This is a genomic window from Pseudomonas sp. FG35, assembly GCF_057809295.1.
In genome coordinates this window covers 1-17,109 of sequence record NZ_JBMDJR010000011.1, presented here as the reverse complement: position 1 = coordinate 17,109, position 17,109 = coordinate 1, and the positions used below count along the sequence as shown (strand labels likewise).

General features: G+C 61.0%; 15 protein-coding genes. 9 read left to right on the top strand and 6 right to left on the bottom strand.

Features of this window, described 5'->3' with window-relative positions:
• Positions 1 to 53: 53 nt before the first annotated feature.
• The 3 genes from prpC to ACODTD_RS21230 are packed head-to-tail and all read right to left on the bottom strand — an operon-like array spanning position 54 to position 2,834.
• Positions 54 to 1,181, bottom strand: coding sequence for a bifunctional 2-methylcitrate synthase/citrate synthase (gene prpC, locus ACODTD_RS21240; RefSeq protein ID WP_489105164.1), 1,128 nt, complete (start codon positions 1,179 to 1,181; stop codon positions 54 to 56).
• A 43-nt stretch (positions 1,182 to 1,224) separates the two neighbouring features.
• Positions 1,225 to 2,115, bottom strand: coding sequence for a methylisocitrate lyase (prpB, locus tag ACODTD_RS21235; protein WP_007951973.1), 891 nt, complete (start codon positions 2,113 to 2,115; stop codon positions 1,225 to 1,227).
• A complete protein-coding gene (locus tag ACODTD_RS21230) occupies positions 2,112 to 2,834 on the bottom strand; it encodes a GntR family transcriptional regulator (protein WP_169432611.1) in 723 nt (240 codons plus the stop codon). Before ACODTD_RS21230 ends, prpB begins: the two co-directional genes overlap by 4 nt.
• Before the next feature lie 300 nt (positions 2,835 to 3,134).
• Between ACODTD_RS21230 and rloA the strand changes: the two genes are divergently transcribed.
• From rloA to pabB, 4 genes are all read left to right on the top strand, one after another.
• Complete coding sequence (gene rloA / locus ACODTD_RS21225; RefSeq protein WP_011333239.1) at positions 3,135 to 3,671, top strand: retropepsin-like aspartic peptidase RloA; 537 nt, start codon at positions 3,135 to 3,137, stop codon at positions 3,669 to 3,671.
• Positions 3,672 to 3,676: 5 nt separating this feature from the next.
• Positions 3,677 to 5,212, top strand: a complete 1,536-nt coding sequence (gene rloB, locus ACODTD_RS21220; protein WP_039769978.1) for an osmotic stress tolerance membrane protein RloB — start codon at positions 3,677 to 3,679, stop codon at positions 5,210 to 5,212.
• A complete protein-coding gene (locus ACODTD_RS21215; protein WP_108560483.1) occupies positions 5,212 to 6,198 on the top strand; it encodes an alpha-L-glutamate ligase-like protein in 987 nt (328 codons plus the stop codon). Before rloB ends, ACODTD_RS21215 begins: the two co-directional genes overlap by 1 nt.
• Before the next feature lie 108 nt (positions 6,199 to 6,306).
• Positions 6,307 to 7,650, top strand: a complete 1,344-nt coding sequence (gene pabB / locus ACODTD_RS21210) for an aminodeoxychorismate synthase component I (protein WP_489105163.1) — start codon at positions 6,307 to 6,309, stop codon at positions 7,648 to 7,650.
• A gap of 53 nt (positions 7,651 to 7,703) precedes the next feature.
• Here the strand turns inward: pabB and thrH are convergent, their stop codons facing one another.
• Positions 7,704 to 8,321, bottom strand: coding sequence for a bifunctional phosphoserine phosphatase/homoserine phosphotransferase ThrH (gene thrH, locus ACODTD_RS21205; RefSeq protein WP_489105162.1), 618 nt, complete (start codon positions 8,319 to 8,321; stop codon positions 7,704 to 7,706).
• A gap of 162 nt (positions 8,322 to 8,483) precedes the next feature.
• On the opposite strand from thrH, the gene ACODTD_RS21200 reads away from it, so the two are divergent.
• The 3 genes from ACODTD_RS21200 to ACODTD_RS21190 all read left to right on the top strand — a co-directional run bounded on the left by ACODTD_RS21200 (position 8,484) and on the right by ACODTD_RS21190 (position 12,049).
• Entirely contained in the window at positions 8,484 to 9,218 is a 735-nt protein-coding gene (locus tag ACODTD_RS21200; protein ID WP_007960132.1) for a phosphoadenylyl-sulfate reductase, read from the top strand.
• Positions 9,219 to 9,721: 503 nt separating this feature from the next.
• A complete protein-coding gene (locus ACODTD_RS21195) occupies positions 9,722 to 11,266 on the top strand; it encodes an NCS1 family nucleobase:cation symporter-1 (RefSeq protein ID WP_489105161.1) in 1,545 nt (514 codons plus the stop codon).
• 54 nt (positions 11,267 to 11,320) lie between these two features.
• Positions 11,321 to 12,049, top strand: a complete 729-nt coding sequence (locus ACODTD_RS21190) for an aspartate/glutamate racemase family protein (RefSeq protein ID WP_064378736.1) — start codon at positions 11,321 to 11,323, stop codon at positions 12,047 to 12,049.
• Here the strand turns inward: ACODTD_RS21190 and ACODTD_RS21185 are convergent.
• The gene (locus ACODTD_RS21185; protein ID WP_041475183.1) at positions 12,018 to 12,959 is read right to left on the bottom strand and encodes a LysR family transcriptional regulator; all 942 of its coding nucleotides are present in this window, start codon (positions 12,957 to 12,959) and stop codon (positions 12,018 to 12,020) included. The genes ACODTD_RS21190 and ACODTD_RS21185 overlap by 32 nt on opposite strands.
• A 125-nt stretch (positions 12,960 to 13,084) precedes the next feature.
• On the opposite strand from ACODTD_RS21185, the gene ACODTD_RS21180 reads away from it, so the two are divergent.
• Positions 13,085 to 13,831, top strand: coding sequence for a 3-oxoacyl-ACP reductase family protein (locus tag ACODTD_RS21180; protein ID WP_489105160.1), 747 nt, complete (start codon positions 13,085 to 13,087; stop codon positions 13,829 to 13,831).
• Between the two features lie 76 nt (positions 13,832 to 13,907).
• Here the strand turns inward: ACODTD_RS21180 and ACODTD_RS21175 are convergent, their stop codons facing one another.
• Positions 13,908 to 14,603 (bottom strand): HAD-IA family hydrolase, encoded by a 696-nt coding sequence (locus ACODTD_RS21175; RefSeq protein ID WP_007960113.1) that lies wholly within the window; start codon positions 14,601 to 14,603, stop codon positions 13,908 to 13,910.
• A 249-nt stretch (positions 14,604 to 14,852) separates the two neighbouring features.
• Between ACODTD_RS21175 and ACODTD_RS21170 the strand changes: the two genes are divergently transcribed.
• On the top strand, positions 14,853 to 17,109 hold a 2,257-nt coding region (locus ACODTD_RS21170), incomplete at its 3' end, for a DUF6531 domain-containing protein (RefSeq protein ID WP_489105159.1).

The following is a 17,109-nucleotide window of genomic DNA, read 5'->3' as shown; positions in this document are numbered from 1 at the left end:
ACTCGGTCACGGTAGTTTCAAAGAGGGGGCGCCTGTGCCGGCGCCCTCCCCGGTCAGCGCTGTTCGATGGGCACGAACTTGCGCTGTTCGACGCCGGTGTACTCGGCGCTTGGACGGATGATGCGGTTGTTGGCGCGCTGTTCGAATACGTGCGCCGCCCAGCCGGTCAGGCGCGAGCAGACGAAGATCGGGGTGAACAGCTTGGTCGGGATGCCCATGAAGTGATACGCCGAGGCATGGTAGAAATCGGCGTTGGGGAACAGTTTCTTCTGTTCCCACATGGTCTTGTCGATGGCTTCCGAAACCGCGAACAACACCTTGTCGCCCACTTCGTCGGCGAGTTTTTTCGACCAGCCCTTGATCACCTCGTTGCGCGGATCGCTGTCCTTATAGATCGCGTGGCCGAAGCCCATGATCTTGTCCTTGCGCTCGAGCATGCGGAGGGTGCCCTTGATCGCCTCTTCCGGCGACGAGAAGCGCTCGATCATTTCCATCGCCGCTTCGTTGGCGCCGCCATGCAGCGGGCCGCGCAGCGAGCCGATGGCCGCCGTGACGCAGGAATACAGATCGGACAAGGTCGAAGCACACACCCGAGCGGTGAAGGTCGAGGCGTTGAATTCGTGCTCGGCGTAGAGGATCAGCGACACGTTCATCACTTTGACGTGCAGCTCGCTCGGCTTCTTGTCGTGCAGCAGGTGCAGGAAGTGGCCGCCGATGGACGGCTCGTCGCTCACGCAGTTGATGCGTTTGCCGTCGTGGCTGAAGCGATACCAGTAGCACATGATCGCCGGAAACGCGGCCAGCAGGCGGTCGGTCTTGTCGCGTTGCTCGGAGAAGTCTTTCTCCGGCTCGATGTTGCCAAGGAACGAGCAACCGGTGCGCATCACGTCCATCGGGTGGGCGTCGGCGGGGATGCGCTCCAGCACTTCTTTCAGCGCTTGCGGCAGGTCGCGCAGCTTGCTCAGCTTGCCTTGATAGTCGGCGAGTTGCGCCTTGGTCGGCAGCTCCCCGTAGAGCAGCAGGTACGCCACCTCTTCAAATTGTGCGTCGGCTGCCAGTTCGCGCACGTCGTAGCCGCGATAGGTCAGCCCGGCACCGGCCTGGCCCACGGTGGACAGTGCGGTTTGCCCGGCGACCTGGCCCCGGAGCCCGGCGCCACTGAGTACTTTTGCTTCGGCCATTGTTGTCTCCAATCTTGAATTTATTAGGGAGTACGGTTGCGGCTTACTTCTTCGCCGCAAACAACGCGTCGAGCTTCTGCTCGAAGGTGTGGTAATCGATGCGATCGTAAAGCTCCATGCGAGTCTGCATGGTGTCGATGACATTCTGTTGGGTGCCGTCGCGGCGGATCGCGGTGTAGACGTTTTCCGCAGCCTTGTTCATCGCGCGGAACGCCGATAGCGGGTACAGCACCAGCGAAACGTCGGCGCCCGCCAGTTGCTCGGTGGTGTACAGCGGCGTCGAGCCGAATTCGGTGATGTTGGCCAGAATCGGCGCTTTCACGCGGCTGGCGAACAGCTTGTACATCTCAAGCTCAGTGATGGCTTCCGGGAAGATCATGTCGGCGCCGGCCTCGATGCACGCGGCGGCGCGATCCAGTGCCGATTCCAGACCCTCAACGGCCAGCGCATCGGTGCGGGCCATGATCACGAAGCTGTCGTCGGTGCGGGCATCGACGGCGGCCTTGATGCGGTCGACCATTTCCTGCTGGGTCACGATTTCTTTGTTCGGACGGTGGCCGCAGCGCTTGGCGCCGACCTGGTCTTCGATGTGAATCGCCGCCGCGCCGAACTTGATCATCGACTTGACGGTGCGGGCCACGTTGAACGCCGAGGCTCCGAAACCGGTGTCCACGTCCACCAGCAGCGGCAGGTCGCAGACGTCGGTGATGCGGCGCACGTCTGTCAGCACGTCATCCAGGCCGGTGATGCCCAGGTCCGGCACGCCGAGGGAGCCGGCCGCCACCCCGCCACCCGACAGGTAGATCGCCTTGAAACCGGCGCGCTTGGCCAGCAGCGCGTGGTTGGCGTTGATCGCGCCGACCACTTGCAGCGGATGTTCGCTGGCGACCGCATCGCGGAAACGCTGGCCTGGAGTGCTCTTGTTGGAACTCATGACTCACCTCGTTCAGTGGCTGTCTTATTGTCGGCGCCGTCCTGGTAGTGACGGGCGATGTTGCGTTTCGAGGCGCCGATGTGACGGCGCATCAACAATTCCGCCAGCTCGCCGTCACGGTCGGCGATGGCATCGAGAATCCGGTGGTGTTCGGCAAAGGCCTGGCGCGGGCGGTTGGGCGTGGTGGAAAACTGGATGCGGTACATGCGCACCAGTTGATAGAGCTCGCCGCAGAGCATTTGCGTGAGGGTGCGGTTGCCGCTGCCCTGGATGATCCGGTAGTGAAAGTCGAAATCGCCTTCCTGCTGGTAGTAGCCGACCCCGGCCTGGAACGCTGCATCGCGTTCGTGGGTTTCCAGCACCCGGCGCAGTTCGTCGATTTCTTCGACGCTCATGCGCTCGGCCGCCAAACGGCAGGCCATGCCTTCGAGGGATTCACGGATTTCGTAGAGTTCTAGCAATTCGGCGTGGCTCAGCGACACCACCCGCGCACCGACATGCGGTACGCGCACCAGCAGGCGCTGGCCTTCCAGTCGATGGATCGCCTCGCGCAGCGGCCCGCGGCTGATGCCGTAGGTGCGCGCCAGTTCCGGCTCGGAGATCTTGCTGCCCGGGGCGATCTCACCTTTGACGATGGCCGCCTGAATGCGCCGGAAGACGTTTTCCGAGAGCGTCTCGGAATCGTCACCGCTGATCACCGGGGGATCGAGTTGATCCAGCATATTGTCGACACCTTAAAATCCAATGCGGCAAAAACTAGCGAATCAGCTCACACCAGTCAAAGGATAAATGCAGATTGTCGACAATCGTCTAATAAGCCTTCATATCAGCCCCAAGGGTTATAGACCGGCACCGGCGCTGGCGCCATAAAACCACCGTGCTAGAATGCCGCCCGCATTTGCGAGTCATTTGCACGGCTTGTCATAAAAAGCTGATAGGCACACGAAGGCGCATGGGCAGACAGGATTTCCTGATGCCATGGCCCTGAACCGAGAACGGAACGCTGCTCGCCAGGATTTATGAGACTCAAGCCCTTCCCCACATTCTTTGCATTGTTTTGCCTGCCCGGCCTCGCCGCGGCGGGGGAAAAGACCGTGTACGGCCTCAACGAATACGCTGCCCTCGACGGGATCAACCTGGAAGTGGCGGCGAAACTCGACACCGGGGCGAAAACCGCCTCCCTGAGCGCCCGCGACATCAAACGCTTCAAACGCAACGGCGAGTCCTGGGTACGTTTCTACCTGGCCATCGACGCCGCGCATTCGCACCCGATCGAACGGCCGCTGGCCCGGGTCAGCAAGATCAAGCGCCGCGCCGGCGACTACGACCCGGAAGAAGGCAAGAAGTACACCGCCCGCCCGGTGATCGAGCTGGACATCTGCATGGGTTCGGCAATGCGCAGCATCGAAGTGAACCTGACCGACCGTAGTGCGTTCCAATACCCGCTTTTGATCGGCTCCGAGGCGTTGAAACGCTTCGATGCGCTGGTCGATCCCAGTCTTAAATACGCTGCCGGCAAACCCGCCTGCGCCATCGCCGCTCATACCGCCGAGTAATTTCCATGCGTTCTCTAACCTTCCACCTGAAAGTCCTGATCACCATCCTGGTGTTGCTGGGCGTTTCGGTTACGGCCTATCAGATTTTCGTGCTCGGCATCCCGGTGACCGAAGACGCCACCGACGACCTGTGGAACATCGACGCCAAGGTCGAGTTCGTCGCCAGCACCAAGGATCCGGTGAAGATCCAGATGTTCGTGCCGCCCCTGAGTCGCGATTACGTCAGCCTCAATGAAAGCTTCATCTCCAACAACTATGGCGTGGCGGTCAACCGTGTCGACGGCAACCGCAAGGTCACCTGGTCGGCACGCCGGGCCAAGGGTAACCAGACGCTTTATTACCGTCTGGTGCTGACCAAGCGTTACACCGCCGAGAAAACCAAGGTCAAAGGCCCGACCTTCCGCGACAGCATGGCCATCGAAGGCCCGGAAAAGATCGCCGCCGAAGCCCTGCTCGCTCCGATCCGCCAGCACTCGGCGGACGTCGAGACCTTCATTGGCGAGGCGATCAAACGCGTCAACAACGTCAACGACGACAACGTGAAACTGCTGCTGGCCGGCGATCCGTCGACGCCGCACAAAGCCAAAATCGTCGAGCTGCTGCTGTCTATCGCCCACGTGCCGGTGGAGAAAGTCCACACCATCCGCCTCGTCGCCGATCAGCCGCAAACCCCGGAACTGTGGCTGCGCAGCTTCAACGGCACCGACTGGCTGTACTTCAACCCGGAAACCGGTGAACAAGGCCTGCCGACCGATCGCCTGCTGTGGTGGAGCGGTGATGAAAACCTGATCACCGTCGACGGCGGCAAGAAAGCCAACGTGACCTTCAGCCTGAACAACAGCGAAATGAACGCTATTCGTCTGGCCAAGCTGACCGACGAAAACACCGACGCCAACTTCCTCGAATACTCGCTGTACGGCCTGCCGCTGCAAACCCAGCAGACCTTCATGATCATGGTAATGATCCCGATCGGCGTGCTGGTGATCCTGATCCTGCGCAACCTGATCGGCCTGCAGACCCTCGGCACGTTCACGCCGGTGCTGATCGCCCTGGCTTTTCGCGAGACACAACTGGGCTTCGGCATCCTGCTGTTCACCGTGATCACGGCGCTCGGGTTATCGCTGCGTTCGTACCTGGAACACTTGAAGCTGCAAATGCTTCCGCGCCTGTCGGTGGTGTTGACCTTCGTGGTGGTGCTGATTGCGGCGATCAGTCTGTTCAGTCACAAGCTCGGTCTTGAGCGTGGCCTGTCGGTGGCGCTGTTCCCGATGGTGATTCTGACCATGACTATCGAACGCCTGTCGATCACCTGGGAAGAACGCGGCGCCAGCCATGCCATGAAAGTGGCGATCGGCACGCTGTTCGCGGCGTCCCTGGCGCACCTGATCATGACCGTTCCGGAGCTGGTGTACTTCGTGTTCACCTTCCCGGCGATCCTGCTGATTCTGGTGGGCTTCATGCTGGCCATGGGTCGCTATCGCGGCTACCGCCTGACTGAACTGGTGCGTTTCAAGGCTTTCCTGAAGAAGGCTGACGCCTGATGTTCGGTTTCTGGAAGACCTGGAAAGCCCTGGAAGCCCGGGGCATCATGGGCATCAATCGGCGTAACGCCGACTACGTGCTCAAGTACAACAAGCGCAGCCTGTACCCGATCGTCGATGACAAGATCATCACCAAGGAACGCGCGATCAAGGCCGGCATTCACGTGCCGGAACTGTATGGCGTGATTTCCACGGAGAAAGAAATCGACAAGCTCGGCGAGATCATCGGCGGGCGCAGCGACTTCGTGATCAAGCCGGCCCAGGGTGCCGGCGGTGACGGCATCATCGTCATCGCCGACCGTTTCGAAGGCCGCTATCGCACGGTATCGGGCAAGATCCTCAGCCACGAAGAGCTGGAGCACCATATTTCCAGCATCCTCACCGGCCTGTATTCGCTGGGCGGCCACCGCGACCGGGCGCTGATCGAGTATCGAGTGACCCCGGACCAGATCTTCAAGAGCATCAGCTACGAAGGCGTGCCGGACATCCGCATCATCGTGCTGATGGGGTACCCGGTGATGGCGATGCTGCGGCTGCCGACCCGTCAGTCCGGCGGCAAGGCCAACCTGCACCAGGGCGCCATCGGCGTCGGGGTCGACCTGGCCACCGGCCTGACCCTGCGCGGCACCTGGCTGAACAACATCATCGCCAAACACCCGGACACCACCAACGCGGTGGACGGTGTGCAATTGCCCTACTGGGACGGATTCATGAAGCTCGCCGCCGGTTGCTATGAGCTGTGCGGCCTGGGTTACATCGGCGTGGACATGGTGCTGGACCAAGAGAAAGGCCCGCTGATTCTGGAGCTGAATGCGCGGCCGGGGCTGAATATCCAGATTGCCAACGATTGCGGGCTGACGTTGCGCACCCATGCGGTGGAAGCGCATCTGGAAGAGCTCAAGGCACGTGGTGTGACGGAGTCGGTTGAAGAGCGGGTGGCGTTTGCTCAGGAATTGTTTGGGCATATTCCGGCGGTCGAGGGCTGAGTCGCACTTCCTGCCGCCAATCTGCCAATCACCGACATCCCCTCTAGGAGCAATTCCCGGAGGGGACTACAATCCCCACCCCGCCTCGATGGCCGATCTGCCCCGCCCATGTTGACCTGTTCCGTACACCCGCTGCCCTACCGCGCCAACCCCGCCGACTATTTTGCGGCCGTCCGCCATGCGCCCGGCGCCGTGCTGCTCGACAGTGGCCGGCCGAGTGCCGATCGTGGCCGTTATGACTTGCTCAGCGCCTGGCCGCTGGAACAACCGGCGGTGTTGCCGGACGAGCGCGGGGAAGATTTCCTGCAACGCCTACGGACCAATCTGACCCGGTTGGGCGACGCGCAATTGCCCGACGACTACGAATTGCCTTTCGCTGGTGGCCTGATTGGTTACCTGAGCTACGACTTCGGTCGGCATCTGGAAAACCTGCCGAGCCACGCCCGGGATGACCTGCAATTGCCCGATGCGCGATTTGGTCTGTACGACTGGGCCTTGATCAGCGATCACCAATCGGCCACCAGCCAGTTGGTATTTCACCCGTCGGTCAGCGCCAGCGAGAAACAGCGGCTGATCGAAGTATTCAGCCAACCGGTGGGCGCCGAACTCACCCCGTTCAAGCTGAGCAGCCCGATGGCGGCAGACCTTTCAGCCGACGAGTACCGTCAGGCCTTCGAGCGTATCCAGCACTACATACAGGCCGGTGACTGCTATCAGGTCAATTTCGCTCAGCGTTTCCGCGCGCCATGCCAGGGCGATCCATGGCTGGCCTACTGCAAACTGCGTGAGGCCTGTCCGACGCCGTTTTCCGGGTTCCAGAGCCTGCCCGACGGCAACGCAGTGCTGAGCCTGTCGCCCGAGCGTTTCGTCAAAGTCAGCCAGCGTCAGGTGGAAACCCGCCCGATCAAGGGCACCCGCCCCCGTGGCGCGACCCCGGCCGAAGACGCGGCGAACGCCGCCGAACTGCTGGCCAGCCCCAAGGATCGCGCGGAAAACCTGATGATCGTCGACCTGCTGCGCAACGACCTGGGCCGCACCTGCCGCATCGGTTCGGTGCGGGTGCCGGAGTTGTTCAGCCTGGAAAGCTATCCGAACGTGCATCACCTGGTCAGCAGCGTGACCGGTGAGCTGGCGGATGATCGCGATGCGCTGGATCTAATTGCCGGCAGCTTCCCCGGCGGCTCGATCACTGGCGCGCCGAAGATCCGCGCGATGCAGATCATCGATGAGCTGGAGCCGACCCGACGCGGTTTGTATTGCGGTTCGTTGCTGTATCTGGATGTGCGCGGCGAGATGGACAGCTCCATCGCCATTCGCAGTCTGCTGGTGAAGGATGGACAAGTGTGTTGCTGGGGCGGTGGCGGAATCGTCGCCGATTCGAACTGGCAGGCGGAGTATCAGGAGTCGATTACCAAGGTCAGAGTCCTGCTCGAAACCCTGCAGAACCTTTAATCGCCGATCGCTTGATCGTTCCCACGCAGAGCGCGGGAACGATCATCAAAGGGTTACAGGGACAGATCGCGGTTCGAGGCTTTGAGGAATTCCTGCTTCAACTCGGCAAACGTATGCACCGCCGGAAACTGCGGAAACTCGCGGATCACGTTATCCGGCGCATGGAACAGAATCCCCGCATCCGCCTCGCCCAGCATGCTCGTGTCGTTGTAGGAATCCCCCGCCGCAATCACCCGGTAATACAAACTCTTGAAGGCCAGGACCGACTGCCGCTTCGGATCTTTCTGACGCAACTGGTAGCTCGTCACCCGCCCGCTGTCATCGGTAATCAGTCGATGGCACAGCAAGGTCGGAAAGCCCAACTGACGCATCAGCGGCTGGGAGAACTCATAGAAAGTGTCCGACAGAATCACCACCTGAAACCGCTCGCGCAGCCAGTTGACGAACTCTACCGCGCCGTTGAGCGGCTTGAGGGTCGCGATCACTTCCTGGATGTCCGACAGCTTCAGGCCATGCTCGTCGAGGATGCGCAGGCGCTGTTTCATCAGCACATCGTAGTCGGGAATGTCCCGGGTGGTGGCCTTGAGCGATTCGATTCCGGTTTTTTCGGCGAAGGCGATCCAGATTTCCGGCACCAGCACCCCTTCAAGATCAAGACAGGCAATTTCCACAGGACACTCCATTTGTAATGTTTATTGAGCCGAGCGAGCCCGAACTCTAGCGGCTCGACCTGGAGCGCGCAACGCAGAGGCTGCCCCGGCGCGCGTTGCTTTTTGTTACCATCGCCGCCATATAGAGCGCCCAGCGCCACCGACCTGTAGGAAGCCGCCCTGATGAGCCCAACGTTCGACGTCGTGGAACTCGCCACGACCTATGCCAACAAATCCGCGCAGGACATCCTCAAACTCGCGTTCGCCGAGTTCGGCGATGACCTGTGGATATCTTTCAGCGGCGCCGAGGATGTGGTGCTGGTGGACATGGCCTGGAAGCTGAACAAGAACGTCAAGGTGTTCAGTCTCGACACCGGCCGCCTGCATCCGGAAACCTACCGCTTCATCGATCAGGTGCGCGAGCACTACAAGATCGATATCGAACTGGTCTCGCCGGACTACACGAAACTCGAACCGTTCGTGAAGGAAAAAGGCCTGTTCAGTTTCTACAAGGACGGTCACGGCGAATGCTGCGGTATCCGCAAGATCGAGCCCCTGCGCCGCAAGCTGTCCGGCGTCAAAGCCTGGGCCACCGGCCAGCGCCGCGATCAAAGCCCTGGCACCCGCAGCGCTGTGGCGGTGATGGAAATCGATACAGCGTTCTCCACCCCGGAGCGCACCCTGTACAAGTTCAACCCGCTGGCACAGATGACCAGCGAGGAAATCTGGGGCTACATCCGCATGCTGGAGCTGCCGTACAACAGCCTGCACGAGCGCGGCTTTATCAGCATCGGCTGCGAACCGTGCACTCGTCCTGTCCTGCCGAACCAGCACGAACGTGAAGGTCGCTGGTGGTGGGAAGAAGCGACCCAAAAAGAATGCGGGTTGCATGCCGGGAACATCATCAGCAAGGCATAAGCATCCCTGTTGCCCTTTGGGAGCAAGTCAGCTCCCACAGTGTTCACCACCCGTTTTGAAAAATGTGTACACACGAATGTCACCATCGGTGCCATTTATGTGTGCACTTTTCGTTTCTGCGCCCTGAAAAGTTACATCAAGCTCCAAAAACACTCCCTCCTCGCACTCGCCAAAATCCCTCCCGAAAAATAAATACCTGTTCGAACGGTCAATTTATATCGCTCGTATTTCAACGACTTGGCTCGCCTCAATAACTTTTCGAAATCAGCGATGGTTTTCATAGATCGCCGACTGGCACAGATCTGGCTTTAGTGCATACATGTTTTGTATACAAAACCGCAAAACATGAACCCACACTTTCGATCCGCAAGCCTGAAGCGCCCTATCCCGTACAGGCTGCAGATGCCCCGTAACCAGTGATGTTTTCACCGCCGCGAGAAGATCTGCCGAGCCCGAACGCTCATGCACAGTCATCGCGGCCCGAACATCAGGAGCCTGCCGGAATGCGTACGAGTCTCTCCAATAACAACATCGCGCTGAATCTGCCCGCCTCTTCACCCCTCGACCACAGCGTGCCCGGTGATGGCATCGCCGAACCGCTGCAACTGAGCCCGCGTCTGCACAACAGCGACCTCGCGCCGACCAAGGTCGAAGGACGGCGCTGGGGCAAATACAGCATCTTTGCCCTGTGGACCAACGATGTGCACAACATCGCCAACTACTCGTTTGCCATCGGTCTGTACGCCTTGGGCCTGGGCGGCTGGCAGATTCTGCTGTCGCTGGGGATCGGCGCGGCGCTGGTGTACTTCTTCATGAACCTGTCCGGCTACATGGGGCAGAAAACCGGGGTGCCGTTTCCGGTGATCAGCCGGATCAGTTTCGGCATTCACGGGGCACAGATTCCTGCATTGATCCGGGCGGTGATCGCCATCGCCTGGTTCGGGATTCAGACGTACCTGGCGTCGGTGGTGTTTCGCGTGTTGCTCACGGCAATCCATCCCGGTTTCGCCGACTACGACCACAACTCGATCCTCGGCCTGTCGAGCCTGGGCTGGGTGTGTTTCGTGGCGATCTGGTTCGTGCAGCTGGCGATCCTCGCCTACGGCATGGAAATGGTCCGCCGCTACGAAGCCTTCGCCGGGCCGGTGATTCTGCTGACCGTCGCCTGCCTCGCCGCGTGGATGTACACCCAGGCCAACGCGACCATCGCCTGGTCAATCCGCGAACCACTGACCGGCGCCGAGATGTGGCGCAACATCTTCGCCGGCGGCGCCTTGTGGCTGGCGATCTACGGCACGCTGATCCTCAATTTCTGCGACTTCGCCCGCTCTTCGCCATGCCGCAAGACGATCAAGATCGGAAACTTCTGGGGCCTGCCGGTCAATATTCTGGTGTTCGCCGGGATCACCGTCCTGCTGTGCGGTGCGCAATTTCAGATCAACGGCCGGATCATCGAAAGCCCGACCGAAATCATTGCGTCGATTCCCAACACGTTCTTTCTGGTACTCGGTTGCCTGGCGTTCCTGATCGTCACCGTGGCGGTGAACATCATGGCCAACTTCGTCGCCCCGGCCTTCGTGCTCAGCAATCTGGCGCCGAAATACCTGACCTTCCGCCGCGCCGGGCTGATCAGCGCAACGATTGCCGTGCTGATCCTGCCGTGGAATCTCTACAACAGTCCGCTGGTGATCGTGTATTTCCTGTCCGGCCTCGGCGCCCTGCTCGGCCCGTTGTATGGCGTGATCATGGTCGACTACTGGCTGATCCGCAAAGGCAGGATCCACGTGCCGCAGTTGTACAGCGAACATCCTGACGGTGCGTATTACTACAGCCGAGGGGTCAACCTGCGGGCGGTGGCGGCGTTCATTCCGGCCGCGCTGATCGCGATCGTCCTGGCACTGGTGCCGGGCTTCCACAGCGTTTCGCCCTTCTCCTGGCTGATTGGTGCCGGCATTGCCGGAATGCTCTACCTGATCATCGCCAAACGCCAGCCGCACTACGCCGACGTCGACGGTGAAGCCATCGCCGTCGACAACCTCAGCCACTGAATCTTTTGGCGGCCCTTCGCGGGGCCGCAGAACCAACCGTAATAAGGACTTCCCATGCGCATTCTCGTGGTCAACGTCAACACCACCGAATCCATCACCCAGGCCATCGCCCGCTCGGCGCAGGCTGTCGCTTCCCCCGGCACCGAGATTGTCGGCCTGACGCCGTACTTCGGCGCCGATTCAGTCGAAGGCAATTTCGAAAGTTACCTGGCCGCCATCGCCGTGATGGACCGGGTGATGTCCTACGACCAGCCGTTCGACGCGGTGATTCAGGCCGGCTACGGCGAACACGGTCGCGAAGGTTTGCAGGAATTGCTTAACGTGCCGGTGGTGGACATCACCGACGCGGCCGCCAGCACCGCGATGTTTCTCGGCCACGCCTATTCGGTGGTTACCACGTTGGATCGCACCGTGCCGTTGATCGAGGATCGGCTGAAACTGTCCGGCCTGTGGGATCGCTGCGCCTCGGTGCGCGCCAGTGGCCTGGCGGTGCTGGAGCTGGAACACGAGCCGCAACGGGCGCTGGAAGCGATCGTGCATCAGGCGGAACTGGCGGTGACTCAGGATAAAGCCGAAGTGATCTGCCTCGGTTGCGGCGGCATGGCCGGGCTCGACGAGAAGATTCGCCAGCGCACCGGCGTGCCGGTGGTGGATGGCGTCACTGCGGCCGTGACCATTGCCGAATCGCTGGTGCGCCTCGGCCTGTCGACCTCCAAGGTGCGCACCTATGCGACGCCACGGCCGAAAACCATCATTGGCTGGCCAGCACGTTTTGCGCGTTGAACCGTTCGGCGAGGCCCAGGGTTGAAAACTGCTCGATGACAAAATCGACGAACGCCCGGGTCTTGCCCGGCAGCAGTTTGTGTTCGGCGTAATAAATGGAGATGTTGCCGTCGTCGACGTACCAGTCCGGCAGGACCCGCTGCAAGGTCCCCACCTCAAGGTAACCGACGGCAAACGGCATGCTCACCAACGCAATCCCCAACCCCTGCGCCGCCGTGGCGCAGGCGGCTTCGGAATCACTCATGGTCATTCGTGCCTTGAGGGTCAGCGGGCTGTGTTGCCGGGTGCGATGGGTCAACTGCCAGGAGCGCACGCGACCGGTCTGCGGTGAGCGGATCAGGATGCCGTCGTGCAGCTTGAGGTCGTCCGGCTCGCTGATCGGCGCGTATCGATCCAGATAATCCGCAGAAGCCACCAACACCCGATGCGCCGGTGTGAGCCTGCGCGCTACCACGCCTTGGGGCAGTTCGAAGCCTCCACCAATCGCCGCATCGAAACCCTGGCCGATCAGATCGACCTGGCGGTTATCGAAGTGCCAGTCCGGGTTGATCGCCGGAAATCTTTTCAGGAATTCCCCCAGCAACGGCACGATGTACAAACGGCCGAACACCGTACCCATGCTGACTTTCAGCGTGCCCGCCGGTTGACCGCCGGCACTGGCCAGATTGTTCACCGCGTTCTGGATGGTGGTCAGGCTGCCGCTGACCTCACTCAGAAACAATTGCCCCGCTTCCGTCAGGGTCAAGCGACGGGTGCTACGCTGGAACAGCCTCACGCCGAGGCGCGCTTCCAGTTTCGCCACGCTTTTGCCCACGGCGGCCGGTGTCAGGCTCAGTCGTCGCGCGGCCTCGGCAAAGCTGCCGACTTCGGCGCTGCGCACGAAGCATTCGATACTGCTGAAGGTTTCCATGGCCGCCACTCTAAACTTTTGGTTTACACAGACTATAGCAACCACGGTCTACCCGCCTATTGGCGAGGGGCAGATACTCGACACCACACCAAGGCAGCCTGCCTTGAAACTTCTGGAGATCGAACATGACCACTCAACACCTCAGCGGTAAAGTCGCTCTGATTCAAGGCGGCTCTCGCGGCATCGGTGCCGCCATCGTCAAACGCCTGGCCGCTGAAGGCGCCGCGGTTGCCTTTACCTACGTCAGCTCGGCCGCCAAGGCTGAGGAACTGCAAAACAGCATCACCGCTACCGGCGGCAAAGCTCTGGCAATCAAGGCTGACAGCGCCGACGCCAACGCCATCCGCAACGCGGTGAACGCCACTGTCGAAACCTTTGGCCGCCTCGACATTCTGGTCAACAACGCCGGCGTGCTGGCCGTCGCGCCGCTGGAAGACTTCAAACTGGAAGACTTCGACCAGACCCTGGCAATCAACGTGCGCAGCGTGTTCATCGCCAGCCAGGAAGCCGCCAAACACATGGGCGAAGGCTCGCGCATCATCAACATCGGCAGCACCAACGCCGACCGCATGCCCTTCGCCGGTGGCGGCGTGTATGCGATGAGCAAATCCGCACTGGTCGGCCTGACCAAAGGCCTGGCCCGCGACCTCGGCCCACGGGGCATCACCATCAACAACGTGCAGCCCGGCCCGGTCGATACAGACATGAACCCGGCCCACGGCGAGTTCGCCGACAGCCTGATTCCGCTGATGGCCGTCGGTCGTTATGGCACGGCCGAGGAAATCGCCAGCTTCGTCGCCTACCTCGCAAGCCCGGAGGCCGGTTATATCACCGGGGCCAGCCTGACCATCGACGGTGGTTTCGGCGCCTGATTGATCAGATAGTCGATAACGAAAAACGCCGCCCCTCCTTTGACAGAGGGGCGGCGTTTTTTTGTTCGGGATTTGATCAGGCCCAGTCGAGCGCCGGCAATCCGCATGCACTCGGCGTAAACGCCTTCAACGTACGAAGAATCCCGTCGGCGTGTGCGTATTTTTCATCGGCCATGGCGGCATCGGGAATGGCGATGGCAGTCATACCGGCCGCTTTCGCCGCCGTCACGCCGAATGGCGAATCTTCGAACACCAGGCAATCTTCCGGCGCTACACCCAGGCGGCGCGCGGCGGTGAGGAAGATGTCAGGCGCCGGTTTGGCCGCGCCGACTTCCGGGTCGTCAGCGGTGACGATGAAGTCGAACAACGCGAACCAGTCGCGGTGCAACGTGGTTTTCTGACCGAACGACTGACGCGACGAACTGGTGCCGACGGCAATCGGAATGTTGTGCGCCTTGAGGTGGCGGATCAGTTCCTCGGCGCCCGGCATCGCTTGCGCGGTGGGAAAACGCTCGCGCATCAGCGGCTCGCGGATCACCAGAAACTCTTCGGCGGTGATCGGCAGGTCCAGCGCTTCAACCACATAACGCGCCAGATCGCCGGCGCCACGGCCGATGATGTTCTGCTTGATGCTCCAGTCGAAGGTGCGCCCGTAACGCTCGGCAATCAGCGAGGTGACCTCGGTGTAAATGCCCTCGGTGTCCAGCAGCAAACCGTCCATATCGAAAATCACGGCCTTGATCGGGCCGAACGCCTTCAGCGGTGCATTCATCATCGGATCCGTTATCAAAGACATCCCGGGCGGCGTGGATAGCGCCGCCGCTCGGATCTGATTAAAGGGTTCAGCAGCATAACGAGCGCGGCCGAGGTTGAGCAACGGACAATGTCGGTTGTCCGCCGAACGCCCTCCTGCACATTTAGAGAATCGCCCTACAGACATCACCTACTCGGCTGACTTCTTTCCTGTTTGATCCCCCGCAAAGTTTCGCGCCATTCCCCTGATGCGCGCGAGTGACTGCGAATGCTTCCATCCGACCAACTCCTGAAACTGAACAACAGCATTGGTTTGCTGGTGGTCGCTGCGCTGAACCCTGATCAGCCCGACGTCGAAAAACTGTTTCAGGAGTTTCGCCTCTGCCTCAACAACTATGACGCCTGGGCCGAGCAGTTCTGGACGGGCACCGCGTTGGATGTCGAACAGGTGTTCCAGGTCGGCAACGATGTCCGGCTCAGTGCACCGGTTGCCAGCCGCAAGCCCATCAGTTCCTCTGTCGCCATGTGTTCCGCCAGCGGCTCCCTGACGCTGGTGCACATGTTCGAAGCCGCGAGGTTTGTGCCGATCGGTGATACGCCGGTGATTCTTGAACCGGTCATTTCCGATGTCGACGGTGTTTTGGGTTTCGGCGAACCGCTGCATTACACCATCGGCCCCAGCGGCATTCTCAAGGTCGACGATTGCGACCGGGGCCAGCGTTATCGCATCACCTTCTTTCCCGATGTTTCTACCGCGCATGTCCAGACGTTGTATGCCTCGTATCAGGGTCTTCTTGATGTTCTGGAAGGCTGGCTGCGTGAGGAATGGGAAGGGTTTCAACCGCAGTGGACAGAGTTTTCCAGCGCCGGTTTCACCGAGCGTTACAGGCAGTTGCAACGGGCTGACTGGCACGGTTTTGAAACTGCCCTGAATGGTGTCTGGGATGACGTAAAGCAACTGTTCGCGTTGCTCGCCGATTTGCAGGCCAACAGCGAAAAGCTTCTGCAGTACCTCTCCAGCGCTGAACTGGATGCCTTGCTTGAAGCGTCCTCCGAGGCCATCGCCAATGGCCTGCTGATGCTCGGCGATGAGCCGTTGCTGTTCATTTATCTGGCGGCCTTTACCAGTTGGCTGAAGATGTTGCCGCCGCAGTGTCTGGCCGAGGTGGTGGCTGAGGTTCGGGCCGAATTGCTGGTCAGTTTTCTGCTGATGTGCGTGTCGGGTGGCATGGGTGTGCCGCTGCGGTTGAGCACCAAGGTATTGGGCAAGATCAAGTCACCCCGTGCGCGGGCATGGCTTGCGGCATCGGCGTTGCGGCTGGCGGAGCTGACCTCCGCGCCTGATCTGACCCGGCATGCGAGCGCGTTGAAACCGCTGATGGTCAATGCAGGTCCGGCACCGTTGCGGCCGACACCGGCTATTCCGCTTGAAGTTCGCACGGGGGATGCGCTGGTGCTGACGGTACCCAATCCGGCGGCCATTGCCCGTGACAAGTCCCACGGCATGACGCGAATGGAACGGCATGAGCCTCGCGATGAGGCTTCGGATCAGGCGAAAAATCCCAACGGTGACAGCGCCGATTGTGCGCCGCGGACCTGCACCAACGGGTGTCCGGTGTCGATGGTCACCGGTGAGGAATTGCTGACCCTCACCGATGGCGTGCTCGACGGGCTGCTGCCGTTCGAGTTCAGCCGCTTGTATCGCACCAGTGCGGTCGAGATCGATGTCGGGCTGGGGTTTGGCTGGAGTCACTCGCTGGCGCATCGGCTGGAGGTCGAGGGCGCTTCGGTGGTCTGGGTTGACCATGAGAACCGGCGCACGCCGTTTCCGTTGCCGAGTATCGAGAGGCCGGCGATTCACAACAGCTTGTCGCGGGCGGCGATCTTTCTGGGGGATGAGCCGGAGGAGTTGATCGTTGCGCTGGCGGGTGAGACGGCGCGGTTTTATCACTTTCGGGCTGGGCGTCTGACGGCGGTCAGCGATGCCTATGGCAACCGGTTGCGTATTACGCGGGATCGTCTGGATCGCGTTGAGCGCCTCGACAACGGGGCCGGTCGTTCCCTGTTGCTGCGCTATGAGCGGGCGCATCTGGTCGCGGTCGACTATCAGGTTTTTCGGGAGTCTGCCTGGCGCACCGAGCAGACGCTGGTCAGCTACCGCTTCGATGCCCGTCATCGATTGATCGAGGCGACCAACGCCGTCGGCGAGAGCGAGCGTTACGACTACGACGACCAGCACGTCATCCTGCAACGGCAGTTAACGGGCGGCGCGAGTTTCTTCTGGGCGTGGGAGCGTGGCGGCAAGGCCGCGCGTTGCGTGCGGCACTGGGCCTCGTTTTCGCAGATGGACACGCGCTACGTCTGGGATGACGCCGGCCGTGTCACCGTGCAGTACGTCGACGGTCGCGAAGAGGTTTATGTCCACGACGACACGGCGCGGCTGGTGCGTCAGGTGTCGGCGGACGGTGGCGAGCAGCTCAAGGCCTATGACGCGCAAGGTCGGTTGGTCGCCGAGCAGGATGCGC